The following is a 23,011-nucleotide window of genomic DNA, read 5'->3' on the forward strand; positions in this document are numbered from 1 at the left end:
GCCTGTTGCTGGACAAAAACCAATTCCAAATAACGCGGTATCACCCCGGGGCCTATCCAAACATCGATATCTCGAGAGACATGGAGGCACACGTGAAGGACATTTTCCTCACTCGCGTTTTGTGCTTGCTCATCGGCGTGACGAGCTTGATTGCCGGATGTTCAGGCGGGAGCAACGACAACGGCACGCCGACCGCCGGCGAAGCCCTTTCTTTTGAAATGCAAGCGGGCGGACAACTCAACGAATTTTTCCGGCAAGGAAACGTAGCCGCCCACTTGTTGATGCGATCTTCGACGAAGCCAAGGTTGCTCGTCGTATTCCCGGCGGGAAACAGTGGCACCGGGCTGTGGTTCCAAGATACCGCGCAGCCCGTCACCTGGGCGCTCGACAATGCGATCTCACCCACTGTGGGTCATGACATCCACGGCCGGGCTTTATATGGTATTTCGGCCAACGTTTCGGCGGACACCAGTCAACTCACGCTGCGTGGCGCATTGCTGACCTCCGTGCGTTTCATGCGCGACTTCAACGGCGGCTATCCCGCGCCCGATAGCGTCCAGACCCAGCCCGTGGTGTCCGGCAATATCGTCTATTGGCAACGCGATCGCGTCGATGGCGCCGCGGGATATGCGCTCACCGTGCAGGTGATGGGCGGCGGAACGGTCAGTACGGATACGACAGGCGCGCTCGTGTTCAAGGCGGCCAACGGTACCGGCGGTTTGCATTTGCGGGTTTCCGCATCGACCGGCGAACAGCCGCTCACGCCGATTACGCACGCGAACTTATTCAACAACACGGTCAATCCCGATACGCAGAGCCAAAACGTCGTCGAATTCTTGAGCTATGGCGACAAACTGCTCGCGGGGTCCTGGCAATACGACACCTACTTCGGCCGAGACACGTTGATTTCCGTCCGCATGCTGATGCCCGTCTTGCAGCCCCCGGCCATCGAAGCCGGACTCACGTCCGTATTGGCCCGGCTCTCGCCCGACGGCATCGTCGCGCATGAAGAAGGGATAGGCGAGTTCGCCGTCATCGACAACGAGCGCAACGGCCGCGGCAACGACGCGACGCCGACCTACGACTACAAGATGATCGACGGCGACTACCTGCTCGCGCCGGTCATGGCCGCCTGGCTCATCGACGACACGCGCGGCGCGGCGCGCGCGGCCGCCTATCTCGCGCAGACCGAAGGCGGCGGGCAAACCAATGGCAGCCGGTTCGTCACGAACCTCGTGCATGTCGCGAACACCGCGCGCGCATTCTCGCAACAAAGCATCGCCTCCAATCTGATCCATCTGCGCGCGGGCCAGATCGTCGGCAATTGGCGCGACAGCACCGACGGCCTAGCGGGCGGCGTGTACCCGTATGACGTCAACGCCGTGCTCGTTCCGGCCGCCTTACGCGCCGCGAGCCGGTTCCTCGACAGCGGGCTGCTCGATCCCTACCTCAGCAGCGACCAACGCACGGCACTCGCCGACGCGGCGCAGCAGGCGTCGGTTTGGGAATCGGCGGCGCCCGCGCTGTTCGCGGTCGACGTCCCGGCGTCGCAAGCGGCGACGGACGTACCGAGCTACGCAGCGCAAACGGGCATACCGGCGGGCACCCTACCGAGTTCGACGACCTCGTTCTACGCGGTTTCGCTCGACGATCAAGGCAATCCGATTCCGGTCATGAACTCCGACGGCGGCTTCGCCCTGTTGTTCGGCACGCCCTCTTCCGACGTGCTCACGCGCATCGTCACTGCCGCGGTACAACCGTTCCCGGTGGGTCTCGTGACCGATGCGGGCATGCTCGTCGCCAATCCGGCCTATGCGAACACCACGCTTTGGCCGCGCTTCACGAACGCGGCCTATCATGGCACCGTCGTCTGGTCTTGGCAGCAGGCGATGTGGGTGGCGGGACTCGACCGGCAATTGGCGCGGCAAGATTTGCCCGCCGACATCCGAACGTCGTTGACGAATGCGCGCTTGCGCATATGGCAGGTGATCTCGAACGCGTCCAATATGCGCGCGTCGGAAATGTGGACGTGGTCGTATGTCAACGGCGCGTATCGAGCCGAAGCATTCGGCACCCATAGCGCCGATGCGACGGAAGCGAACGCCGCTCAACTCTGGAGCACGACGTATCTGGCGATCACCGATCCGAACCTGCGTGTCAGCAAGTTCTGGTGGCAATGAGAAAACACGAGCGCCATGAGCGCGAACTCGCCCGCTATCCGCGCTGACGAGTTCGCGCAACGCATGGTCTACTGCGGCAGCACTTCCCCGCGCGTCTCGGGCGCGAACGGAATCAAGAACAAGCCGATCACGAACGCAATGGCCGTCAGTGCGACCGGCAGCCCGAGCGTATGCAGATGGAGTACGGCGGCGCCGAGCATGAAGTTCACCCCGGCGCCGATGAACCGGCCAAACGAAGTGCAGAACGCGAACGCCGTCGCACGCACGCGCGTTTCGAACTGCTCCGGCAACCAAAGGCTGAACAGCGCGAAGTTGCCGCCGAAGAAACCGAGCGCGAACAACCAGGCGATAAACGGCACAAGCCCGTTCGGCAAATAGAACGCCCAACCGAAGCTGCCGATGATCGATGCGGCCATGCCGGCGAAGTAGACCGCCAATGTCTTTTTGCGTCCGATGCGCTCGGCGAGCGGCGGCAGCGCCAAGCAGCCGAGAATCGTTCCGATCGAGAGCAATCCCGTTGCCAGCGACGCCGTTTTGATCGCACCGGCCTTGTCCATGCCCGATTTCAGCGCAAGCTGAATCACGGCCGACGGCTCGTACACCGCCCCTGCCCACAACCCCACGATCGCAATCGTGAGCAACCCGCACGCAACCCACGTACGCCGGCGATAGTTCGGCCCCAAGATCTCCGCAAGCGGTTTGGTATGGACGACGCGCGCCTCGGCCTTCTTCCATTTCTCCGGTTCTTTCACACGCAACAGCACGAGAATGGCAATGACGACCGGTACGGCCCCGGTCAAGAACATGGCTCGCCATCCGAAATGCACGCCCACCGTGTAATTGAGCGCGGCCGCCAAAAAGAAGCCCGCGTAATAGCCGGTCTGCAGATACCCGGCGCCCATCTTGCGACGGTCCTCGGGCCACGCTTCGGCAACATAGGTACCCGCCAACGCCCATTCGCCGCCGATGCCCACGCCCGCAAGGAAGCGATAGATGCCCAATTCGTAGACGCTATGGGCCGTGGCGGCGAGCCCGGTGAAGATCGCGAACGTGAAGATCGTCCCCGCCAATACCTTCGTGCGCCCGAATCGGTCCGCGAGCGGCCCCCAGATGAAAGACAAGCCCCATCCCACCAAAAAGAGCGCAAAGAGTATCGAGCCCGCCAGACCCACGTTCGCCGGGGTGGCGGCATAGCCCGAGCGCGGCAACAACTCGGTCAAGGCCGGAGTCAGCACGAGTGCGTAGATGAACGAATCCATGCCGTCGAGCGTCCATCCGGCCCATGCGCCCCAAAATCCTGCGATCTGCGAACGATTGAGCGGCGTGCGTCGTCGCGCAGCACGCGCTGTGTCTGTCATAGAACTCATCTGACTCCTCCGGTGAAGCGGTTAGGACTACTGACGTCTAACGACTGGACGAGCACGCAGCCCGTTTGCCGCATCTCGCCTCGCGGGCCCGGTGTGCCCCGGGTTTGCCCGATTTCAAATTCAATATTTTGTATATAATATCGAGCATCATGATCGATGCAATGAATCGTTTTCCCCTAGATGCCGAGTCCGGCCACGGTCTGTCGCTTGCGACAGTGGATGTGGCGCCCCGTACCAGCGCGTCGCGCATGGTGGCCGATGCGTTGCGCGCGGCGATCGTGGACGGCCGTCTGCCGCCCGGCGCACCGCTGAGGCAAGATGCCGTGGCCCGGCACTTTTCCGTCAGCGCGATCCCAGTGCGCGAAGCGTTGCGTCAGTTGGAAAGCGAGGGATGGGCGAAGGTCGAAATGCACAAGGGCGCCACGGTCGCCCCGCTTTCGGCCGCCGAGGCACGCGAGATCTACGAGATTCGCGCGGCGCTCGAAAGCCTCGCGCTCACGCTCGCCATCCCCAATCACACCGAAGACACGTTGCGCGAAGTGCAGGCTTCATATGAAGCGGCGGAACTCGAAACCGATCCCGCGCTCTATGTGGCTCGTAACGAAGCGTTTCATATGGGGCTGTACGCCCCGGCCGGCCGTCCTCAATTGATCGAGATGATCGGCACGCTGCATCGGCGCGGCGAACGTTATTTGCGCGTGAAATTCGGCCTGCCCGAACACAAGCGGGTCTCCGACGACGAGCACGGTCAATTGATGCGCCTCGTTCGGCGCAAAGACATCGCCGCGGCGCAGAAACTCATCGCCGATCATTTGCTCGGCACGGGCGAGCTGCTTTATCGCCTGCTGAGCGAGCCGGCCGCGGCGCCCGGTACGACGGCGCGCAAACGCGGCAAGCCATCGATGCCGGAAGCCGGTATGCTCGCCCAGAAAAAACGCACCGGCCGCAACAACGGATAGGCCGATCCATCGTCGCCTCAAGCCTCGAACATAGGAGTCGTTTCGCCCGATGAACTCCGTAACCGAACAACCGCCGCTGCGCAGTTGGACCACGCTGCGCGACGAGAAGGCGCGCCGTCTCGCTACCGTGTCGCAGTGGCTCGAAGACGGCATCCTGCCGCAAGAACGCATCGTCGATGCCCTTCAGGCGTTGATCCATCCGGGCGACCGCGTCGCGCTGGAAGGCGACAATCAGAAGCAAGCCGATTTCTTGTCGCGCTCGCTTGCGCGCGTCGATCCGGACATCGTCAACGGCATCCACCTGCTGATCTCGAGCATCAGCCGGCCCGAACATCTGACGCTCTTCGAGCGCGGCATCGCGCGCAAGGTCGATTTTTCGTTCGCGGGACCGCAGAGCCTGCGCGTCGCGCAATTGCTCGAGGACGGTCTGCTCGAGATCGGGTCGATCTACACGTACGTCGAGCTGTATGCGCGAATGTTCGTCGATTTGACGCCGCGCGTCGCCCTGCTCTGCGCCGAAAAAGCGGACCGGCACGGGAATCTCTACACCGGCCCGAACACCGAAGACACGCCGACGATCGCCGAAGCCGCCGCGTTCCGGCACGGCATCGTCATCGTTCAGGTCAACGAAATCGTCGATACGTTGCCGCGCGTCGATATTCCGGGCTCGTGGGTCGACGTGGTCGTGCAGGCCGACCGGCCGTTCGCCGTCGAACCGCTCTTCACACGCGACCCGCGTCATATCGGCGACTTGCAGGTGCTGACCGCGATGATGGTCATCCGCGGCATCTACGAACCGTATGGCGTGAGCTCGCTCAATCATGGCATCGGCTTCGACACCGCCGCGATCGAGTTGATCCTGCCGACGTACGGCGCCGAACTCGGTCTCAAAGGCAAGATCTGCACGAACTGGACGCTCAATCCGCATCCCACGCTGATTCCGGCCATCGAATCGGGATGGGTGGACAGCGTCCATTGTTTCGGCAGCGAAGTGGGCATGGAAGCGTACGTCGCCGCCCGCCCCGACGTGTTTTTCACGGGCAGCGACGGCAGCTTGCGCTCGAACCGCGTCTTGTGCCAATTGGCGGGCCAGTACGGCGTCGATCTATTCATCGGCTCCACGTTGCAGATCGACGCGGACGCGAATTCGTCCACGGTCACGCGCGGCCGCCTCGCAGGCTTCGGCGGGGCGCCGAACATGGGCCACGATCCGCGCGGACGGCGGCACGCGAGCGAAGCGTGGCTCAAGTTGGCCAAGGCGAGCGCGGGGCCGATTTCGCGCGGCCACAAGCTCGTCGTTCAATTGGCCGAGACGTATAAGAAAGGCGGCGAGCCTACGTTCGTCGACGAACTCGATGCGATCGCCGTGGGCAACAAGAGCGCCATGCCGATCGCGCCGGTCATGATTTACGGCGACGACGTCAGCCACGTCGTGACGGAGGAAGGCATCGCCTATCTGCACAAGGCCGAGGGCATCGAGGAGCGCCGCGCCGCGCTCGCGGCGGTCGCCGGTGTCACGCCGATCGGGTTGCGCGCCAAGCCCGAGCGCACCGCGGAACTCAGGCGGCGCGGCATCGTGGCTTATCCCGAGGATCTCGGCATTCGGCGCGCACAGGCAAAGCGCGCACTGCTGGCCGCGCGCAGCATCGACGACCTCGTCGCGTGGTCGGGCGGCCTGTATGCGCCGCCGGCCCGCTTCAGGAGCTGGTGACGCCATGCGCTCGCGAGCGGTTTGCGATCCCAAGCGCGAAGAGGCGAGCCTAACGGCGCGGCATACCGGTCTCGCCGCGCGGCTCGGGCGCCTCGCCACCGATGCATTGATCGAGGAGGCGCACGCCACGCCGAAACCGGCCCTCGTCGACCGACGCGGAAACGGCGCGCACCGCGATTTGAGCCTCGCCTTGATGGAGCGCTCGGCACGCGCGCTCGAGCCGACTTTCGCCGCGCTGTCCCGCGCCGCGCGGGGGATGCGTCCCTCGGCGGCGCTACGCGCCGATCTGGGCGCGATCGGCCGTGCCGGCGAGGCGGTCATGATGAGCGCCACGCAAGGCAGCAATGCGCATCGCGGCGCGATTTGGATCGTCGGCTTGTTGGTTGCGGGTGCAACGATCCATGCGGAGGCGGGCGAGCCGCATCGGCCGGCGGCCGAAGCGATTTGCACGATCGGCGCGCAGATCGCTTGCTTCCCCGATCACGGCGCACCGTTCGCCGATAGCAACGGTTCGCGCGTGCGGGCACGCTACGGCGTGGGCGGTGCGCGCCGGGAGGCGCAAGAAGGTTTCCCGCATGCGTTGCATCTCGGGCTGCCGGCATTGCGGGCCGCGCGCCGCCGCGGCGTCGCCGAGAGCGCGGCGCGAATCGATGCGCTGCTGACGATCATGACGACGTTGGACGACACCTGCCTGCTCCATCGAGCGGGGCCGCCCGCGCTTGCCGCCGCCAAGCATGGCGCGCAAGAAGTCTTATCGGCGGGCGGCACCTCGACACCGGAAGGGCAAGCCGCGTTCGCCCGGCTCGAATCGCGACTGCTGGCGCTCAACGCCTCTCCGGGCGGCGCCGCCGATTTGCTGGCGGCCACCCTTTTCATCGACAGGCTGGCGCCCGCGAGCGCCAACGAGGGAACATATAGATGGAACATCTAACGTTCGACTTCCCGGCGCGGCGCGCCGTCGCCGCACGTGCTCACGTGGGCGTCGTCGGCTCGGGCGATCTCGAGGTATTGCTCGCGCCCGGCGATACGATGCAGGCACGCGTAGTAGTCAATACGAGCGTGGACGGCTACGCGCACATTTGGAAAAGCGTCCTCGAGCGGTTCTTCACACGTTACGACGGAGCCGCGTCCATCGAGATCAACGATTTCGGCGCTACGCCGGGCGTGGTTGCCTTGCGCCTGGCCGAGGCAGCCGAACTCTCCGACAGCGCACGAGGAGCCGGCGCATGAGCACGTTCGACGCTGCTACGGCGGCCCCTTTCGCCGCCCGCGAAAGCTTTATCGAACTGACGGCGCGCGAGCGTGCGCGATCCCTGCTCGATGCCGGGACCTTCCGCGAATTGCTCGGCCCGTTCGATCGAATCACCTCGCCCTGGTTGCCGCTGCAAGGCATCGTGTGTCAGGCCGATGACGGCGCCGTCATCGCGCGCGGGACGATCGACGGCCAAGCGGCGGTCGTCTGCGCGATCGAATCGGCGTTTCAGGGCGGCAGCATCGGCGAAGTATCGGGCAGCAAGATCGCGGCGGCGCTCGAGCTTGCCCGGCGCGATTGCGAGCGCGGCAAGATCGTCCGTCCCGTCATCGTCTTCGAAACGGGCGGCGTGCGGCTGCAGGAAGCGAATCTCGGCCTCGCCGTCATCGCCGAGATACAGGCGGCCATCGTGGCGCTGCGGCGTCATGTCCCCGTGGTCGGCGTGATCGCAGGCATGGTCGGATGCTTCGGCGGGATGTCGCTGGCCGCTGCCCTGTGCACGCGCTTGGTCATGACGCGCCAGGGCCGGCTCGGCATGAACGGGCCGGAAGTCATCGAGCAAGAGGCCGGCATCGAGGAACTCGACGCGAGCGACCGGCGCCGCATCTGGCAACTGATCGGCGGCGAACAGCGGGTTGCGACCGGGCTCGCCGATTATCTCGCCGACGACGACGCCGGCGAGATCCGCCGCGCGGTGCAAGAGGCGTTCGCGGCCGGCGTGCCCGCGCTTCATCGCACGCAGGCCGTCGATCGCTATCTCGCGTTGCTTGCGCGCGTCGATACGCAGACGATTTCGCCCGGCGAGATGCGCGTCCTGTTCGGCAGCGCGGCCACGGGCGCCGAGCCGGCGCGCACCGATCGATAAGGAACGCCAATGAACGAGACGAATTCTCTCTCCCGCGGTGAACGGTGGTTGCGCGCGCTTGCGGGCGAGCCCGTGGGCCACGCACCCGTTCTCTATGCCGATGCGATGCTCGGCGACGAATCGGCCCGCTTCATCTCGGTCGTGCCCGATCCCGACAACCGCTTCGCGCGCGCCCGGGACAACGTCGTCGGACTCGAGCAAGGCTGGCGTCTCGCGCAGGCAGTGCGCGAAGCCATGAACGCCGATGAGCATGCGGCGAGCAAGCGCCCCATCGTTGCGCTCGTCGACGTCAAGAGCCAGGCCTACGGTTATCGCGAGGAGATGCTCGGCATCCATCTCGCGTGCGCGGCCGCGGTCGATGCCTATGCATCCGCGAGGCTCGCGGGCCATCCGGTCGTCGCGCTGATCGTCGGGCCGGCGATGTCGGGCGCATTTCTCGCGCACGGTTATCAGGCCGACCGCATCGTCGCGCTCGATGCGCCCGGCACGATGGTCCACGCGATGGGCAAGGAAGCGGCGGCCCGCGTGACGCGACGGTGCGTCGAGGCGCTCGATGCACTCGGAGAAACGATCACGCCGATGTCGTATTCGCTCAAAGGCGGATTTGCGAAGTTGGGCTTGCTCGACCGCTTGATCGAAGGCGTGGACGCGGATGCTCCCGGCGCTGCGCAGATCGCCCAGGTGCGCGCGGTGCTGACCGAGGCGGTGGCATCGGCACGAAGCGGCTCCCGTGAGCTTTCGCGGCGGCTCGATTCGGAGACGGCACGCTCGAGTCGCGCCGCATCGATCGAAGTGCGGCGGCGCCTCGCCTTGCAATGGGATTCTGTCGACGGCTGAGGGCGGGTCCCACGCGCAATCGAAAAGACATGCAAGTGAAGACGAAATCGGGCGGTCAGCCATGCGCAAGGACGTTCGAAGCGCACGATCTGCTTCGGCTGTCCGCGTTGCCGGCCGCGCACGACGCGCCCGCTTGGCTGCCCCGCGCATTCGCCGACGCGGCGTTTGCCGTCGTGCGGCGAGCGAGCGCACCGGCCGGTTTCATCGCGGTGGGGTTTCGCGGCGCGCAGCGCTCGCAGCGGTATGGAACGTTCGCGGCACGCGAGGCCGTGCTCTCCGCCTATTCCCCGGAAGATCTCGTCGATCGACCGCCGAACCCGGAACGCCGCAGGCTCAAAGCGTTTATCGCGCTGCGCGAAATCCGTGCGCGGCAATGTTTGGACGCGCTCGTCTGGGGCCCCACGGGCAGCGTCGGATTCGAGCTCGCCACCGCCTACCCGAGCGCGACGGCAACGAGCGATCTCGATCTCCTGATACGCGCGCCGGTGCCGCTCGATCGCACGCATGCGCGCGCGCTGCGCGAACGTTTATCGTCGATCGAGCGCGAATACGAGTTGCGCATCGATACGCAACTCGAGACGCCCGCCGGAGGCGTTGCGTTGGGCGAATGGGCGCAGGACAAGCCGCGCGTGCTCGCGCGCTCGGCAACCGGCCCGCGTCTCGTTCACGATCCATGGGCCGTCGAGGCAAACCGCTGATGCTCGCCCTCCTCTATCCCGGCCAAGGCGCGCAAAGCGCCGGCTTTTTACACCGGCTGCCACAGCACCGCGTCGTGGCATCGACGATCCAGGAAGCCTCCGATGCGCTTTCGCTCGATGTCACCCGACTCGACTCGAACGAGGCGCTCGAATCGAGCGTCGCCGTGCAAATCACGCTCGTCGTCGCAGGCGTGGCCGTCGCGAGGCGGCTCGCCGATGCCGGCATCGAGGCGCAGGCGCATGCGGGTTTATCGGTCGGCGCCTATGCCGCCGCGGTGGGATGCGGCGCGATTGCGTTTGCCGACGCGCTACGCATGGTGCGCATGCGCGCCGAATTGATGGAACGCGCATACCCGAGCGGATACGGGCTATCGGCTATCGAAGGATTGACCGAAACCCAAATCGAGCGATTGATCGGTCCGCAGCAAAACGCGCAGGCGGGCAATCGAGTCTACGTGGCCAATGTCAACGCGCCGCGTCAGATCGTCGTGGCCGGATCGGCGGCGGCCCTCGATGCGTTCAACGAACGCGCGAGCTCTGCGGGCGCCCATCGCGCGAGGCGGTTGGCGGTGAGCGTACCGTCGCATTGCGAACTTTTGGGCGATGCATCGGACACGTTGGGCCAGTATGCATCGGATGTGCCGGTCCATAAGCCTAGGCACCTCTATATCGACAACCGCCGTGCGCGCGCCCTGCACCGTGGCGAAGAGATTCGCGACGACCTCGCCACCAACATGCGTTATACGGTGCGATGGTTCGACGCGTTGACCACGCTCGTCGAGCGCGGCGTCACTTTGTTCGTCGAAGCGCCGCCCGGTCGCGTGTCGGCCGACATCGTGCAAGCGGCGTATCCCGACGTCGCCGCGCTCGCCGCTGCCGCATTCCCCGACGACCGGCTCGTCGAAGTCGTGCGGCGACGTTTCGATAATGAATAGCCTCGAAGGCAAATCGTTTTACATATCGAAATCGCGTCAATCGCTACCGCGGCAATCTATAGCCGAATCCCTTTCTTTTTTCTTTCATCGACCCGGTTCCACGCGGTATTGACCGATATGGCCGCCAGATTGGCGAGATCGTGCCGAGATTCTCCTGAGCACGTGGCGCGTTTGTAGGCCATCATCGAACCATATTTGAGAACGTCGGGGGGGCTCTCGAATCGACAACATATCGACAAGGGAGCCACCGGTGAATCAAGAGAACAACGTTGGGCAAATCGATCAGCTAACAGGATTGCGTGCTTTTCTGGCGCTGTGGGTCGTGACCCGGCACTTGTTTTTCTCGTTCGAGAACGGGGCATTCATCGATTTCGGTATGCGCTTCACCGCGTTCGACCACGGATACCTAGGCGTAGACGGCTTTTTCATTCTGAGCGGCTTCATCCTCGCCTACAACTACGCCAACGGCCGGCCGCTCGATTACCGGGCGTTCATCGGCGCGCGCTTCGCGCGCATCTACCCGGTCCATCTCATGACGCTGCTAGGCGCGCTCGGCCTCGTCCTCGTCAAGCAGTACGCGTTCCACAAACACGTGATCGGCACCGGACAAAACACCTATCCGGCACTTGCCGCCAACTTCGTGTTGCTCAACGCGTGGTCCTTCAAGTTCGTGACCGGTTGGAACGACGTCGCCTGGTCGGTCAGCGCGGAATGGTTCGCCTATGTGTTCTTCCCGCTCTTCGTCGCACTGGCGCCCGCCCGCAATCGCCTGTTCGCGGCGGGGCTCCTGTTGGTCCCCGCCGGCGCGCTGGCGATCTTGGAGTGGCGCTCGTCCACCGCATTGTCGTTGCCGGGAGGACTCGCACGATTGATCCCGGAGTTTTACGCCGGCGTCTTGTTGTTTCGATTGCGCCGCTGCTCGGGCTTCGCCACGCTGCCGCGCGTACTCGGTCTCGCGGCAATCGGCGTCATGGTGCTCGGCATTGCCATCCAGCGCGATACGGTGACCGTTGCCGGCCTAGGCCTGCTGATCTTCGCGCTATCGTCCAACGCCGATTTCGTCGCTCCATTGCTGGCGCTTCGTCCGATCGTTTACCTGGGCGAGATTTCGTATTGCATGTACATGGTGCAGCGCTTCCCGATGGAGGCACTAACGCTCGCCCGCAAAGCCAGTAGCGCGCTCGCGGGCTCACCCGTCGTGCAGCTAGTCGTGTTGCTCGCGATGCTGTTCGTGATGAGCCATTTGACGCACGTGATCATCGAACTGCCGGGCAGAAAGTGGTTGCGGCGCGTCCTCTCGGCTCAGCGTGTCCAACCGCGGACCGAGACGGCGCACGCGGCGGCGCGTGGAGCAGCCGACTTGTCGCACGCGCAAGAAGAAGGCGCCGCTACTTGATTTCGAATTCGATCTTCCCGAATCCTTCGATCTCGCCACGTACGACGCCGGGTCCCGTCGCGATGTAAAACGGCGTATAGGAGCCCGTCGTAAGCATCGTGCGGGCGGGAATCGAATGACCCGTTTCGAGCGTGCGCCCCACGAGCCAAGCGATCAAGCGCCGCGGATCGCCCGCCGGATGTCGTGCGACGCCTCGGAAGATCTCGTGGTTGCCGCAGTAAAAGCTGGCCTGCGGTGCGCTGAAATCGAAGCTGCGATCGTACGGACGGGTATCGCCGATCACCAAGGCCCCGTTGTTTTGAAAATCGGCGAGTTGAAGCAGCGGGTCCACGTCCGGCCACGAATCGAAGCGGCTATCGACGATCTCGACGACGACCGACATCGTATCGATGGCATCGATCACCTCGTCGGCTTGCTCGGACAACGTATGGTCCACGTCCTCGGCAAAGCTGAACGCGATCTCGAGTTCGAGGCCGATCCGCGCATAGTCGCTTTGCCGGATGCCCGCCGCCGCGCCGAATACTTTGCTCGCAGGTAAAGGCGAGCATAGCGGCTCGGCCGTCGGCGAGCCCGCGCCGATCTTGTATCCCGCGCACCCGCCCAACTCCGCGAGCACGAGTTGCTGCACGAGATAGGCTTCGCCGGCATCGGCGCTCTTGCCGGTGCCGAGCGAGCCCGGGTCGATCAGGGTATGGGTGCGCCGCGCTTGCAGCAGCCGCGCGGCGAGTTCTTGCGGGTGGCTCATACTTAGAACTTGTGGCGAATCCCCACGCGCGCGACGGCCTGCTTCGAGGTGCTCGACAAATCGTCCGCACCCGGGACGTACGCGTGATCGAGCGAAGAGCCGGTGCTGTCGCCCGCCACCTTCTGGAAGGCGCCTTGGATATACACGTCGGTGCGCTTCGAGAGGTTGTAGTCGACCATCAGCCCGAACGTATGGATCTTCGGCTTCACGCCACCGAGCGTCGTATCGTAGTTTTCCATCGTATAGATGTACTGCGCGCCCACGTACAGCGCGGGCGTGAGCTGATACTTGCCGTTGACTTCGAAGTTTTGGAACTTCAGCGTATTGACCGTGGCTCCGGCGAGCGGCCCCGTGGTGGGGACGAGCGAATCGAGGCTCGTGAAGTACGAATTGTTGCCGGTCGGGTTGCTGATGTTCGTATTCGTATACACGAAGCCGGCGGTCGCGGGACCGAACGTATAGTTGATGCCGCCGCCGAACACGCGCAGCCGCGACGAGACGAAGTTCGCGTCGTTCGTCGCGATCGCGCCGCCCGTCGTCGCGCCTGGATTGTTCGCCTGCAAATACGCCGCGGCCACCAGCAAACCGCCGCGCTGATATTGGCCACCGAGGCTGTATTGACGATTGTTCGAGAAGCCCGTGTCGTTGCTGAAACTATAGGTGCCGCCGAATTGGAAGCCGGCGTAGTCGGGGCTCGCGTATTTGATCGTGTTATTGACGCGGAACGAATTGTCCGTATTGTCGTTGTCGAACGGGTGCGACAGCAGATAACCGCCCCAATTGCCGTTCGCCGTGGTCGGTGCGAGATAGTCGACCAGCGCGTCGTACTGACGGCCGAGCGTGACCGTGCCGGCTTCGCTCGACAAGCCGACGAACGCCTGCCGGCCGAACATGCGGCCGCCTTGCCCCAGGCGGCCCGAGTTCACGTCGAAACCGTTTTCAAGTTGGAAGACCGCCTTCAGGCCGTTACCGAGATCTTCCGAGCCCTTCAAGCCCCAACGGCTGCCCTGAGCAAAGCCGCTGGCAAGCTCGTAGTTGTGCTTGCCCTGAACATTGTTGGTGTAATTGAGACCTTCGTCGATCAGCCCGTACAACGTCACGCTCGATTGCGCGAACGCGGGCGCAGCGAACGCTCCCAACGCGGCGAGCGCAAACAGGTGCTTTTTCATCGAGTGCTCCAAGCCGGCAAGTGAATTAGAAAGGTTCTATGACCGGGCCGCGCCCGGCTCTTTGTTATCGGCGATAGGATCGCTTTGGGCCTTCCCCGCACTATTCGCCGCGATACGCCGCGACGTGATGGACACGATGGTTGCACGAGCGTGTCCGCAAGTCCATCTCGCGCTGCACACCGACTCGGCACCGTTGCTTATTGCCAACTGATTGGCGTTAGGCGGTACGCAATCGGCCGGACCGTTTTGATAGATACCGGCAAAAAATATCCGCAACCCCGAATTTTCCCTTAGAAGAACTTGCCGGGTTTTAGCCACCTCTTTCAGCCACCCCATGCGTCAACGGGAAAATCCAATTAATGCGAGTCGGCGGGTTTGTCGGCATCGTCTTGGCAAAAGATCGCCGTTATGAACGGTCCGACGTGATGAACGATGGCCGAACTTCCGCCGGCCCTGACCGCCGCCTTGACGCTGTCGGTCGAGCCGAGCACGACCGCGCCGTAGGCGGAATCGGCGAGCGGCTTGCCGTCGCCTTTGTGGAACAGCGGATCGTCCTTTTGATAACCGACGATCGCGAAAACGTGAAAGCCGAACGCGGTCAGATCCGCCGCGCGCGTTGGATTGAAAGCGTTGATCGAATTGGCTTCGACATGCGTGGGATGCGGGTCGATCAAGCCTTGCGATTCCAACGCTCCGACGAATTCGTGGGCCGGACGATCGCAATGCAGCGGCTCGTCGAGCGACGTGGCGAATGCCGGTACACAAAACGCGCCGGCGGCAAGAACGATGGCAGTGGCGGTAACGATGGCGAAACGGTTCATATGACGGTGGCGCCCGCTCATGCGGCGGGGCGTGGAAATCGAGTCGGGTTTGCTGCGTTGCACGCGGCGTGCCGAATCCAATTTAGCCGAATGCGCGGCACTTTACCGCGTTTTACGGCGGCGTGCCGCATCCGGCGCCGGTATGTCCAGGTGGAAAGCAAGCCCCCGTAAAAGCGTATATATTTCTGCGGATGGATAAACGCGCAGACCCTTCCAATCGCGCCATCGCGCCCATGCCTCGCACATGGGACGCTCGGCTCGCTCGCCGTCTCGTCACACCGCTCAAAACCTCACGCGTTACCCCGAATCACCTGACCACCGTCAGGCTCGCCGTGGGCGTCGCCGGCGCGGTCGCGCTCGCGCGCGGCGGGTTCGTGGCGACCAATCTCGGCGCGTTGCTGATCGTGCTGTCCAATTTCATCGACCATACGGACGGCGAACTCGCACGCATCAGCGGCAAATCGAGTAAGTTCGGCCACTTTTACGACTTGGCGAGCGATGCGTTCGTCACCATCGCCTTGTTCGTTTGCATGGGCCTCGGCGTCGCGGCATCGCACGGCGAGCGGCCTCTGTCGCAATTCACCGGGCTCGGCGCCATCGCCGGCGTCGCGGTCGCGCTGATCTTCTATCTGCGCATGCGGATCGAATCCATGGCGGGCAAAGCCGGAACGCAACAAGCATCGGCGGCGGGCTTCGAAACCGAAGACGTGCTTTACTTGTTGCCGCTCGTTACGCTCACTCAGCAAGTCGAACCGTTTCTGATCGCGGCATCGATCGGTGCGCCCGTATTCGCGCTGTGGGTCACCTTCGACTATCGGCGCGTCGTGCGCCGCGCACGCCCGGCGCGGCAGCCCAGCGAAGCGTGGGTGTCGAGGTGAACGCGCGCGTTCACGACGCGTGCGCGCCGGCGCCCGCGCGGCTCGACGATTCATCCTCGCTCGATCGCGCGTTGCGCGTCTCGATCGACACGCTCGATCGCAAACGGCTGCGCGAGCAGTTCGTCGATCAAGGGGCATTCGTCTATGTCGATCGCTTTGTGCCCGGCGAGCTCACGGCTCGGCTCGCCGAGAGCGCACGCGCGTTGCTGCCGGCGGTCAATCGCAATTACCTGCCCGGCCACAAGCAAGGCGGCAGCGTCAGCCGCCATACGATCGATCGCCTCGCACCGCACATCGCCGAACTGTATCGCTCGCGCGTGCTGGTGGAGTGGCTCGAGGCAATCACCGGCGATAAGCTGCTGCCCTCGCCGCAGGACGATCCGCACGCCTACGCGCTCTACTACTACACGCGCGAGGGCGATCACATCGGCTGGCATTACGACACCTCATACTACGAAGGACGGCGCTACACGCTGCTCATCGGCGTGATCGACGATTCGTCGTGCCGCCTCGACTACGAGCTGCACACGCGCACACCCGGCGCGTCGCCCGTGGCCGATTCGATTCAATACCCGCCGGGCGCGATCGTGCTCTTCGACGGCGACAAACTGCGCCATCGGATCACACCTTCCAAAGCCGGCGAAATGCGCGTGTCGCTGACGTTCGAGTATGTGACCGACGCGCGCATGCGTCCGTGGCGCCGGTTCGTGTCGAACATGAAAGACGCCATCGCGTATTTCGGCTTCCGCCAAGTATTCAACGTGTTTGGCGCCAAAGGCAGGCCGTCCGCCGGCCCGGACACCGCATGACGCGCACTGCCGCGATTGCGTTATCGATCGGTGTGGCGCTCTTCATCGCGTTGCTCGCATGGCAAGGCGCGGGCGCCGTCGCCGCGGCGCTGGCCACGGCCGGTTGGGGTCTCGCGCTCGTCGCGGCGTTTCACGTCGTGCCGCTCGTCATCGATGCGGCGGCCATTGCCGTGCTGATCGAGGGGCCGGGCTCGTTTTCGAACGCGCTCCGTGCCAGGTGGGTGGGCGAATCCGTCAATAGCTTGCTGCCCGCGGGGCAAATCGGCGGCCCGGTGCTGATGGCGCGCCATCTCGCGCAAAAAGGCTGGCCGATGCACGATGCGGCGGCGGCCGTCACCGTATCGACGACCATGCAATCGGTCGCGCAAATCGTGTTCGCCATCGTGGGCATGCTGATGTTCGCCGCGTTCGCCCACGGGCGCGGCGCGGGCGCGATGCATGCGCTGCATCTGGCCGCGCTCGCCGCGAGCGGCGTGCTCGCGGTCGCGATCGGCGCTTTCTACTATGCACAGCAACGCGGTTTGTTCGGGCGCTTCTCCCGCGTGATCGGCAAGTTCTTCGGCCCACACGGCGCGATGGCGTCGGCGGCGGGCGCGGATGCCATCGATGCGGCGGTGCGCGCACTGTATCGCCGGCGCGCGCGGATCGCCGCCACGTTCGCGCTGAGCTTGGCCGGATGGCTCGTCGGCATCGGCGAAGTGTGGCTCGCCCTTTTTTTCATCGGCCACCCCGTGAGTGCGTTGGACGCCTTATTGCTCGAAAGCGTGGGACAGGCAATACGCGGCGCCGCGTTCGCGATTCCGGGTTCGCTCGGTGCGCAAGAAGGCGGGTACTTGCTGCTCGCGCACGTCGTGGGCCTCTCGCCCGAGGCGGCGCTCGCTTTATCGTTGGCGAAGCGCGCCCGGGAGTTGGCACTCGGGCTGCCCGGCATGGTCTATTTGCAGTGGAGTGAAAGAGATTGGCGACGCCGGCGCATGCCCGGCTTGCCCCTTGCCGATTGACGCACACAGGCCGTCGCGCCACTCGGCTCTTGCCAGGAGAAAAAGAACATGCGAGCGATCATTCTCGCCGCGGGCCTCGGCCTGCGCCTACAGCAACCGCCGCAACAGCAGTTTCCGAAGTGCTTGTTGCGCTTTCAAGGCGTGACGCTACTCGAGCGCCATTTGCGGGCGCTGCGCGCGCTCGGCGTCGACGAGATCGAACTCGCGCTCGGGTTCCAGCCCGAGCAAGTCGAAGCCGAACTCGATCGGATCGAATGGCAGCCGCGGCCCGCGATCGTGCTGAACCCGCGATACGACCTGGGTAGCGTGCTGACCGTGCACACGATGGCCGATGCGCTGACGCGCGGCGGCGACGTGCTGCTGATGGACGCCGATGTTTTGTACGACGAAGCGATTCTGCGCGCGCTCGTCACCGGACCGAGCACCGACCGGTTGCTGATCGACCGCGATTTCGAAACGGGCGACGAGCCCGTGAAACTGTGCCTGAAGGACGGCGTGCCGGTGGAGTTGCGCAAGCAGCTTGCGGTCGGGCTCCAATACGACACGATCGGCGAATCGGTCGGCTTTTTCCGTTTCCGCGAAGAGACCGCGCGCAGGCTTGCGCAGATCGTTGCCGGATACGTGACGAGCGACCGGCAGAACATGCCCCACGAGGAGGCGGTGCGCGACCTGTTGCTCGAAGGCGGGCGCCGCTACGACGTAGCCGACGTCACGGGCTTGCCGTGGATCGAGATCGACTTTCCCGGCGACGTCGCGCGCGCCGAGACCGAAGTCTTGCCGCGCCTCGCCCAACCCGCGGGAGCCGTACGATGAACGCGCGCGAGCCAGCAATTGCGTCGCGCTCGCGCTTCGAACGGCTGCGCGACATGCTCGTGAGCGACGAGCTCGAATTCCTGATGGAGGCGCACAACGGCTTATCCGCGCGTATCGTGCGCGAGGCCGGCTTCAATGGCATTTGGGCGTCGGGGTTGGCGATCTCCGCGCAATTCGGCGTGCGCGACAACAACGAGGCCAGTTGGACCCAAGTGGTCGATACGCTGGAATTCATGGCCGACGCGAGCGACCTGCCGATCTTGCTCGACGGCGATACCGGTTACGGCAACTTCAACAACGTGCGGCGCCTCGTGCGCAAGCTCGAGCAACGCGGCATCGCCGGCGTGTGCATCGAGGATAAACAATTCCCGAAGACGAACAGTTTCATCGGCGGCGAGCGCCAACCGCTGGCCGACGTGGACGAGTTCTGCGGAAAGATCAAAGCGGGTAAAGATTCGCAGTCCGAAGCAAGCTTTTCGATCGTGGCGCGCGTGGAGGCATTGATCGCGGGCTGGGGGCTGGACGAAGCGCTCGAGCGCGCCGAAGCGTATCGCCAGGCCGGCGCCGATGCGATCCTGATCCACAGCAAGCTCTCGCGCCCCGACGAAATTCTGGCGTTCGCGCGCGAGTGGGCGGGCCGGGCCCCGCTCGTCATCGTCCCGACGAAGTACTACAGTACGCCCACCGAAGTCTTCCGCAAGGCGGGGATCAGCACCGTCATTTGGGCGAACCATCTCGTGCGTGCGGCCGCTTCGTCGATGCAGGCCGTGGCGAAAGAGATTCGCGAAAGCGAAACCCTCGTCAATGTCGAGGACCGGATCGCCAGCGTCGAAGAAATCTTCCGCCTGCAAGATGCCGACGAGTACGCGGCGGCCGAACGCGTCTATTTGTCGGCGTCGCACAAGCCCGGCGCCGCGATCGTGCTGGCGGCAAGCCGCGGCCGTGGGCTCGAGGCCGTCACGGCCGAGCGGCCCAAAGTGATGTTGCCCGTGGCCGGCAAGCCGCTGTTGCGCTGGCTCGTCGATGCATTCAAGAAGCAAGGCATCAATGACATCGCGGTCGTCGGCGGATATCGCGCCGACGCGATCGACGCCACCGGCATCAAACTCGTCGTCAATGAAGCGCACGCGCAGACCGGCGAGCTCGCGTCGCTCGCCTGCGCCGTCGATGCGGGAGCGTTGACGGCCGATACCGTGCTCTCCTACGGCGATCTGCTGTTTCGCAGCTATATCCTGCGCGACCTCGCCGAAAGCGAGGCGCCGTTCACCGTCGTCGTCGATTCGTCGCAATCGCACGCATCGAATTCAAGCGTGCGAGATTTCGCCTACTGTTCGACGCCCGACGACCGCGCCCTATTCGGCCGCAAGACATTGCTTCAGCGCATACATAGCGGCAGGCCGGGTGCGGCGCCGCCCGACGGCAGGTGGATCGGATTGCTCAGCGTTCGCGGGCAAGGCATCGAGCGGATGCGGACGATGCTTGCCGAGTTGAGGCTCAAGCCCGATTTCGACGCCCTCGACGTGCCCGCGCTGCTCAACGCGCTCATCGACGCGGGCGAAGCCGTGGAAGTGCAGTACGTGCACGGGCATTGGTGCGGCGTGAACGACCTCGAAGATTTCCGGCGCGCGGGTGACTTCGCGCATGCGCAGACGCCGTTCGCCGTCGCGCGCAACGGCCAAGGTGGCACCTTATGATCGAAGCGGCACACTTCGTGGAAGCGGCTCGCCGCCGCGGCTTTACTTGGTATGCGGGCGTGCCCTGCTCGTTTCTTACGCCCTTCATCAACTATGTGCTGCAAGATCCGTCGCTGCACTATGTCGGCGCGGCCAACGAAGGCGATGCGGTCGCGGTGATCGCGGGCGTGGCGTTGGGTGCGCGCGACGGCGCACGCGGCATCACGATGATGCAGAACTCGGGGCTCGGTAATGCCGTGAGTCCGCTGACTTCATTGACGTGGACGTTTCGGCTGCCGCAGCTTTTGATCGTCACCTGGCGCGGCGAGCCCGGTGTTGCCGACGAACCCCAGCACGCGCTGATGGGACCGATCACGCCCGCGCTGCTCGAGACGATGGAGATTCCGTGGGAGCCGTTTCCCCGTGAGGCGGAGGCGATCGAGCCCGCCCTGGCACGAGCCGTCGAGCATATGGATAAGACGGGCCGCCCGTATGCGCTCGTGATGCAAAAGGGCAGCGTTGCGCCCTATCCGCTCGACGATACGGGCTTCAAACGCGGCGCTGCTCGCGCGCCGCAATCGGATTGGCGCGGTGCGCCGCAAGACGGCTTGCCCTCGCGGCGCGAAGCGCTCGAGCGCGTGATCGCGCACACGCCGCCGCGCTCGACGGTCGTACTCGCTTCGACGGGCTTTTGCGGACGCGAACTCTATGCGCTCGACGATCGGCCGAATCAACTCTACATGGTCGGATCGATGGGCTGCGTGATGCCGCTCGCGCTCGGCTTCGCACTGGCGCGGCCGGACCTGCATGTCGTGGCGATCGACGGCGACGGCGCGGCACTGATGCGTATGGGGGCGTTCGCCACGCTGGGCGCATACGGCCCGGCGAACCTGACTCATCTGTTACTCGACAACGGCGCGCACGATTCGACGGGCGGCCAGGCTACCGTGTCGCCGCACGTCTCGTTCGCGAGCATCGCGGCGGCGTGCGGTTATGCTTCGGCCATCGAAGGGGACGACCTATCGCTCGTCGATCGGCTCTTCTCTAACGATCCGAACGACACCCTACGCCGCGGCCCTCGATTCGCGCGCCTCACGATTCGCCGCGGCACGCCCGACGGCCTGCCTCGGCCCACGATCTCGCCCGTCGAGGTCAGAGCCCGGTTGATGCGCCATATCGGCGCGGTTTGAGGATTTGCTCACGATGAAAACGCTTTTACTGAACCCCGGCCCCGTGACGTTGACCGATCGCGTGCGGCAAAGCTTGCTGCAGCCCGATTTATGCCACCGGGAAAGCGAGTTTTACGACTTGCAGGACGAGGCGCGTGCTCGGTTGCTCGATGTCTATCGGCTCGATCCGAAAGCATGGTCGGCCGTGCTCATGACCGCGTCGGGGACCGGCGCCGTGGAAAGCATGATCGCCTCGCTCGTTCCGCTCGAGGGCAAATTGCTCGTCGTGCAAAACGGCGTCTACGGGGAACGGATTGCGAGCATCGCCAAGCAATATGGCATCGCGCACGAGGTCGTGACGCACGATTGGATGCAGGCACCCGATTTGGCGCGCATCGAGGCGTCGCTCGATGCGAACGGGCCGTTTTCGCACGTGGCGATCGTTCATCACGAGACGACGACCGGACGGCTCAACGATCTCCGTGATATCGGCGCGTTGTCCCGGTCCCGCGGCGCGCGGCTGCTCGTGGACGCCGTCAGCAGCTTCGGCGCGGAGGCGATCGATTTCGACGGCGCGAACATCGCCGCGGTCGCCGCGACGGCGAATAAATGCTTGCATGGCGTGCCGGGGGCATCGTTCGTCGTGGCGCGGCGCAGCGCCATCGACGAGGCGGCGAGCCGCACGTACTACCTCGATTTGGCGCGCCTCGCGAAATTGCAGTCGCAACGAGGCACGCCGTTTACGCCCTCGGTGCACGCGTATTACGCGCTCGTCGAGGCATTGCGCGAATTCGAGGAAGACGGCGGCCTAGAGGCGAGGCATGCCCGGTACGCGGCGCTGGCGGAACAAGTGCGCGGCTCGCTTGCGGCGCGCGGCATCGACTCGATCATTCCCGCCGAGCAATCTTCGGTCGTGCTGCGCTCGTATGCGCTACCGCGCGGCATCGACTATCAAACGCTGCACGACGGGCTGAAGGCGCGCGGATTCGTCATCTATGCGGGACAAGGGGATTTGTCCAAGCAGCTATTTCGCGTCTCCACCATGGGTGATATGAACGCGCAGGACGTCGAGCGGCTGGCCGATGCATTCGACTTTCTCACGCGGTGAATCTCGTCATCGAATACGCAGACGGGGCCTTAAAAATCGGGTAATTCGTCGTCTTCGAAGAAGAGCGCGTAGTAGTTTCCGCCAAGCGGGGAGACGGAGTACCCCACTATCCCGAACGGCACTTCCACGATGCGACGTGTGGCGAGCTCCCATGCCTGTGTCCGGTGCGGATGGGTGAGCGCGACTTGACGGCTCGAGTCGTAGACGATCGCTTTCGTGAATCCGTAGCGCCACCATCGATTGTCGATTTCGCAGACGGAGAGCCGTTGCCCCGCGTCCACGGCGATACCGCTAGCCGCACATGAAGCAAATTTGTTCGAGTGCAGCCTGATTTCCACCCTCTCGACCCACGAATGGTGCAAATTCAGTTCAAGAAAGCCATACCACACGATCGGCACCAAGATTGCCAGAAGCCGCCCTTTCACAAGGCCTTTGGCAAACCGCCTCTCGAAACCCGACCGGCACAGGCCGACGAACGCAACGATCGCCATGACCAAGCTAATACCCAGATTGGCGGCAAAAAGAATCGGATGGAAACGTGTGTAAAGCGTGGCGGCCAACACCAATGCCCACGCCCACCTGGTCAGCCGGACGTTCGTATCGTATTTCATCTGGCTCGAGGCCC

General features: G+C 64.3%; 22 protein-coding genes. 17 read left to right on the forward strand and 5 right to left on the reverse strand.

Going from position 1 to position 23,011, the window contains the following annotated elements; genetic code table 11:
- Positions 1–92: 92 nt before the first annotated feature.
- Positions 93–2,180 (forward strand): glucosidase family protein, encoded by a 2,088-nt coding sequence (locus C0Z18_RS06400; RefSeq protein ID WP_408646967.1) that lies wholly within the window; start codon positions 93–95, stop codon positions 2,178–2,180.
- Positions 2,181–2,248: 68 nt separating this feature from the next.
- Here C0Z18_RS06400 and C0Z18_RS06405 read toward each other — a convergent pair whose 3' ends face one another.
- The gene (locus C0Z18_RS06405) at positions 2,249–3,547 is read right to left on the reverse strand and encodes an MFS transporter (RefSeq protein ID WP_102644537.1); all 1,299 of its coding nucleotides are present in this window, start codon (positions 3,545–3,547) and stop codon (positions 2,249–2,251) included.
- Positions 3,548–3,696: 149 nt separating this feature from the next.
- On the opposite strand from C0Z18_RS06405, the gene C0Z18_RS06410 reads away from it, so the two are divergent.
- The 9 genes from C0Z18_RS06410 to C0Z18_RS06450 all read left to right on the forward strand — a co-directional run bounded on the left by C0Z18_RS06410 (position 3,697) and on the right by C0Z18_RS06450 (position 12,200).
- The gene (locus C0Z18_RS06410) at positions 3,697–4,506 is read left to right on the forward strand and encodes a GntR family transcriptional regulator (RefSeq protein WP_102644595.1); all 810 of its coding nucleotides are present in this window, start codon (positions 3,697–3,699) and stop codon (positions 4,504–4,506) included.
- 49 nt (positions 4,507–4,555) lie between these two features.
- Positions 4,556–6,217 carry a malonate decarboxylase subunit alpha gene (mdcA, locus tag C0Z18_RS06415; protein ID WP_102644538.1) on the forward strand — a complete coding sequence of 554 codons (1,662 nt, stop codon included), beginning with the start codon at positions 4,556–4,558 and terminating at the stop codon, positions 6,215–6,217.
- A gap of 4 nt (positions 6,218–6,221) precedes the next feature.
- Positions 6,222–7,148: a triphosphoribosyl-dephospho-CoA synthase gene (locus tag C0Z18_RS06420; RefSeq protein WP_102644539.1), complete on the forward strand. Its 927-nt coding sequence runs from the start codon at positions 6,222–6,224 to the stop codon at positions 7,146–7,148.
- Complete coding sequence (locus C0Z18_RS06425) at positions 7,136–7,447, forward strand: malonate decarboxylase subunit delta (protein ID WP_102644540.1); 312 nt, start codon at positions 7,136–7,138, stop codon at positions 7,445–7,447. The genes C0Z18_RS06420 and C0Z18_RS06425 overlap by 13 nt, the downstream gene beginning before the upstream one ends.
- Positions 7,444–8,334, forward strand: a complete 891-nt coding sequence (locus C0Z18_RS06430; RefSeq protein WP_102644541.1) for a biotin-independent malonate decarboxylase subunit beta — start codon at positions 7,444–7,446, stop codon at positions 8,332–8,334. Before C0Z18_RS06425 ends, C0Z18_RS06430 begins: the two co-directional genes overlap by 4 nt.
- A gap of 9 nt (positions 8,335–8,343) precedes the next feature.
- Positions 8,344–9,171, forward strand: coding sequence for a biotin-independent malonate decarboxylase subunit gamma (gene mdcE / locus C0Z18_RS06435; protein WP_102644542.1), 828 nt, complete (start codon positions 8,344–8,346; stop codon positions 9,169–9,171).
- 29 nt (positions 9,172–9,200) lie between these two features.
- Positions 9,201–9,869 carry a malonate decarboxylase holo-ACP synthase gene (locus tag C0Z18_RS06440; RefSeq protein WP_102644543.1) on the forward strand — a complete coding sequence of 223 codons (669 nt, stop codon included), beginning with the start codon at positions 9,201–9,203 and terminating at the stop codon, positions 9,867–9,869.
- Positions 9,869–10,804: a malonate decarboxylase subunit epsilon gene (gene mdcH, locus C0Z18_RS06445; RefSeq protein ID WP_102644544.1), complete on the forward strand. Its 936-nt coding sequence runs from the start codon at positions 9,869–9,871 to the stop codon at positions 10,802–10,804. The genes C0Z18_RS06440 and mdcH overlap by 1 nt, the downstream gene beginning before the upstream one ends.
- A 250-nt stretch (positions 10,805–11,054) precedes the next feature.
- Positions 11,055–12,200, forward strand: coding sequence for an acyltransferase family protein (locus tag C0Z18_RS06450; protein ID WP_158244208.1), 1,146 nt, complete (start codon positions 11,055–11,057; stop codon positions 12,198–12,200).
- Here C0Z18_RS06450 and C0Z18_RS06455 read toward each other — a convergent pair.
- The 3 genes from C0Z18_RS06455 to C0Z18_RS06465 all read right to left on the reverse strand — a co-directional run bounded on the left by C0Z18_RS06455 (position 12,193) and on the right by C0Z18_RS06465 (position 14,935).
- Positions 12,193–12,945 (reverse strand): hypothetical protein, encoded by a 753-nt coding sequence (locus tag C0Z18_RS06455; protein WP_102644546.1) that lies wholly within the window; start codon positions 12,943–12,945, stop codon positions 12,193–12,195. The genes C0Z18_RS06450 and C0Z18_RS06455 overlap by 8 nt on opposite strands.
- Before the next feature lie 2 nt (positions 12,946–12,947).
- Positions 12,948–14,114, reverse strand: a complete 1,167-nt coding sequence (locus C0Z18_RS06460; RefSeq protein ID WP_102644547.1) for a porin — start codon at positions 14,112–14,114, stop codon at positions 12,948–12,950.
- Between the two features lie 356 nt (positions 14,115–14,470).
- Positions 14,471–14,935: a hypothetical protein gene (locus C0Z18_RS06465; RefSeq protein ID WP_102644596.1), complete on the reverse strand. Its 465-nt coding sequence runs from the start codon at positions 14,933–14,935 to the stop codon at positions 14,471–14,473.
- 191 nt (positions 14,936–15,126) lie between these two features.
- Between C0Z18_RS06465 and C0Z18_RS06470 the strand changes: the two genes are divergently transcribed.
- Genes C0Z18_RS06470 through C0Z18_RS06500 form a run of 7 tightly spaced genes read left to right on the forward strand, consistent with a single transcriptional unit; the run spans position 15,127 to position 22,386 of the window.
- Entirely contained in the window at positions 15,127–15,813 is a 687-nt protein-coding gene (locus tag C0Z18_RS06470; RefSeq protein WP_102644548.1) for a CDP-alcohol phosphatidyltransferase family protein, read from the forward strand.
- Positions 15,810–16,622: a HalD/BesD family halogenase gene (locus tag C0Z18_RS06475; RefSeq protein WP_408646969.1), complete on the forward strand. Its 813-nt coding sequence runs from the start codon at positions 15,810–15,812 to the stop codon at positions 16,620–16,622. The genes C0Z18_RS06470 and C0Z18_RS06475 overlap by 4 nt, the downstream gene beginning before the upstream one ends.
- Positions 16,619–17,623 (forward strand): flippase-like domain-containing protein, encoded by a 1,005-nt coding sequence (locus C0Z18_RS06480; RefSeq protein ID WP_102644549.1) that lies wholly within the window; start codon positions 16,619–16,621, stop codon positions 17,621–17,623. Before C0Z18_RS06475 ends, C0Z18_RS06480 begins: the two co-directional genes overlap by 4 nt.
- A 48-nt stretch (positions 17,624–17,671) precedes the next feature.
- The gene (locus C0Z18_RS06485; protein WP_102644550.1) at positions 17,672–18,436 is read left to right on the forward strand and encodes a phosphocholine cytidylyltransferase family protein; all 765 of its coding nucleotides are present in this window, start codon (positions 17,672–17,674) and stop codon (positions 18,434–18,436) included.
- Positions 18,433–20,130 carry a phosphoenolpyruvate mutase gene (aepX, locus tag C0Z18_RS06490; protein WP_102644551.1) on the forward strand — a complete coding sequence of 566 codons (1,698 nt, stop codon included), beginning with the start codon at positions 18,433–18,435 and terminating at the stop codon, positions 20,128–20,130. The genes C0Z18_RS06485 and aepX overlap by 4 nt, the downstream gene beginning before the upstream one ends.
- Complete coding sequence (gene aepY, locus C0Z18_RS06495) at positions 20,127–21,299, forward strand: phosphonopyruvate decarboxylase (RefSeq protein ID WP_102644552.1); 1,173 nt, start codon at positions 20,127–20,129, stop codon at positions 21,297–21,299. The genes aepX and aepY overlap by 4 nt, the downstream gene beginning before the upstream one ends.
- 13 nt (positions 21,300–21,312) lie before the next feature.
- Positions 21,313–22,386: a 2-aminoethylphosphonate aminotransferase gene (locus C0Z18_RS06500; protein WP_102644598.1), complete on the forward strand. Its 1,074-nt coding sequence runs from the start codon at positions 21,313–21,315 to the stop codon at positions 22,384–22,386.
- Positions 22,387–22,415: 29 nt separating this feature from the next.
- Here C0Z18_RS06500 and C0Z18_RS06505 read toward each other — a convergent pair whose 3' ends face one another.
- A complete protein-coding gene (locus C0Z18_RS06505; RefSeq protein ID WP_102644553.1) occupies positions 22,416–22,997 on the reverse strand; it encodes a hypothetical protein in 582 nt (193 codons plus the stop codon).
- Between the last annotated feature and the right edge of the window lie 14 nt (positions 22,998–23,011).

Origin of the sequence: Trinickia dabaoshanensis (assembly GCF_002879885.1) — a bacterium.
Lineage (GTDB): Bacteria > Pseudomonadota > Gammaproteobacteria > Burkholderiales > Burkholderiaceae > Trinickia > Trinickia dabaoshanensis.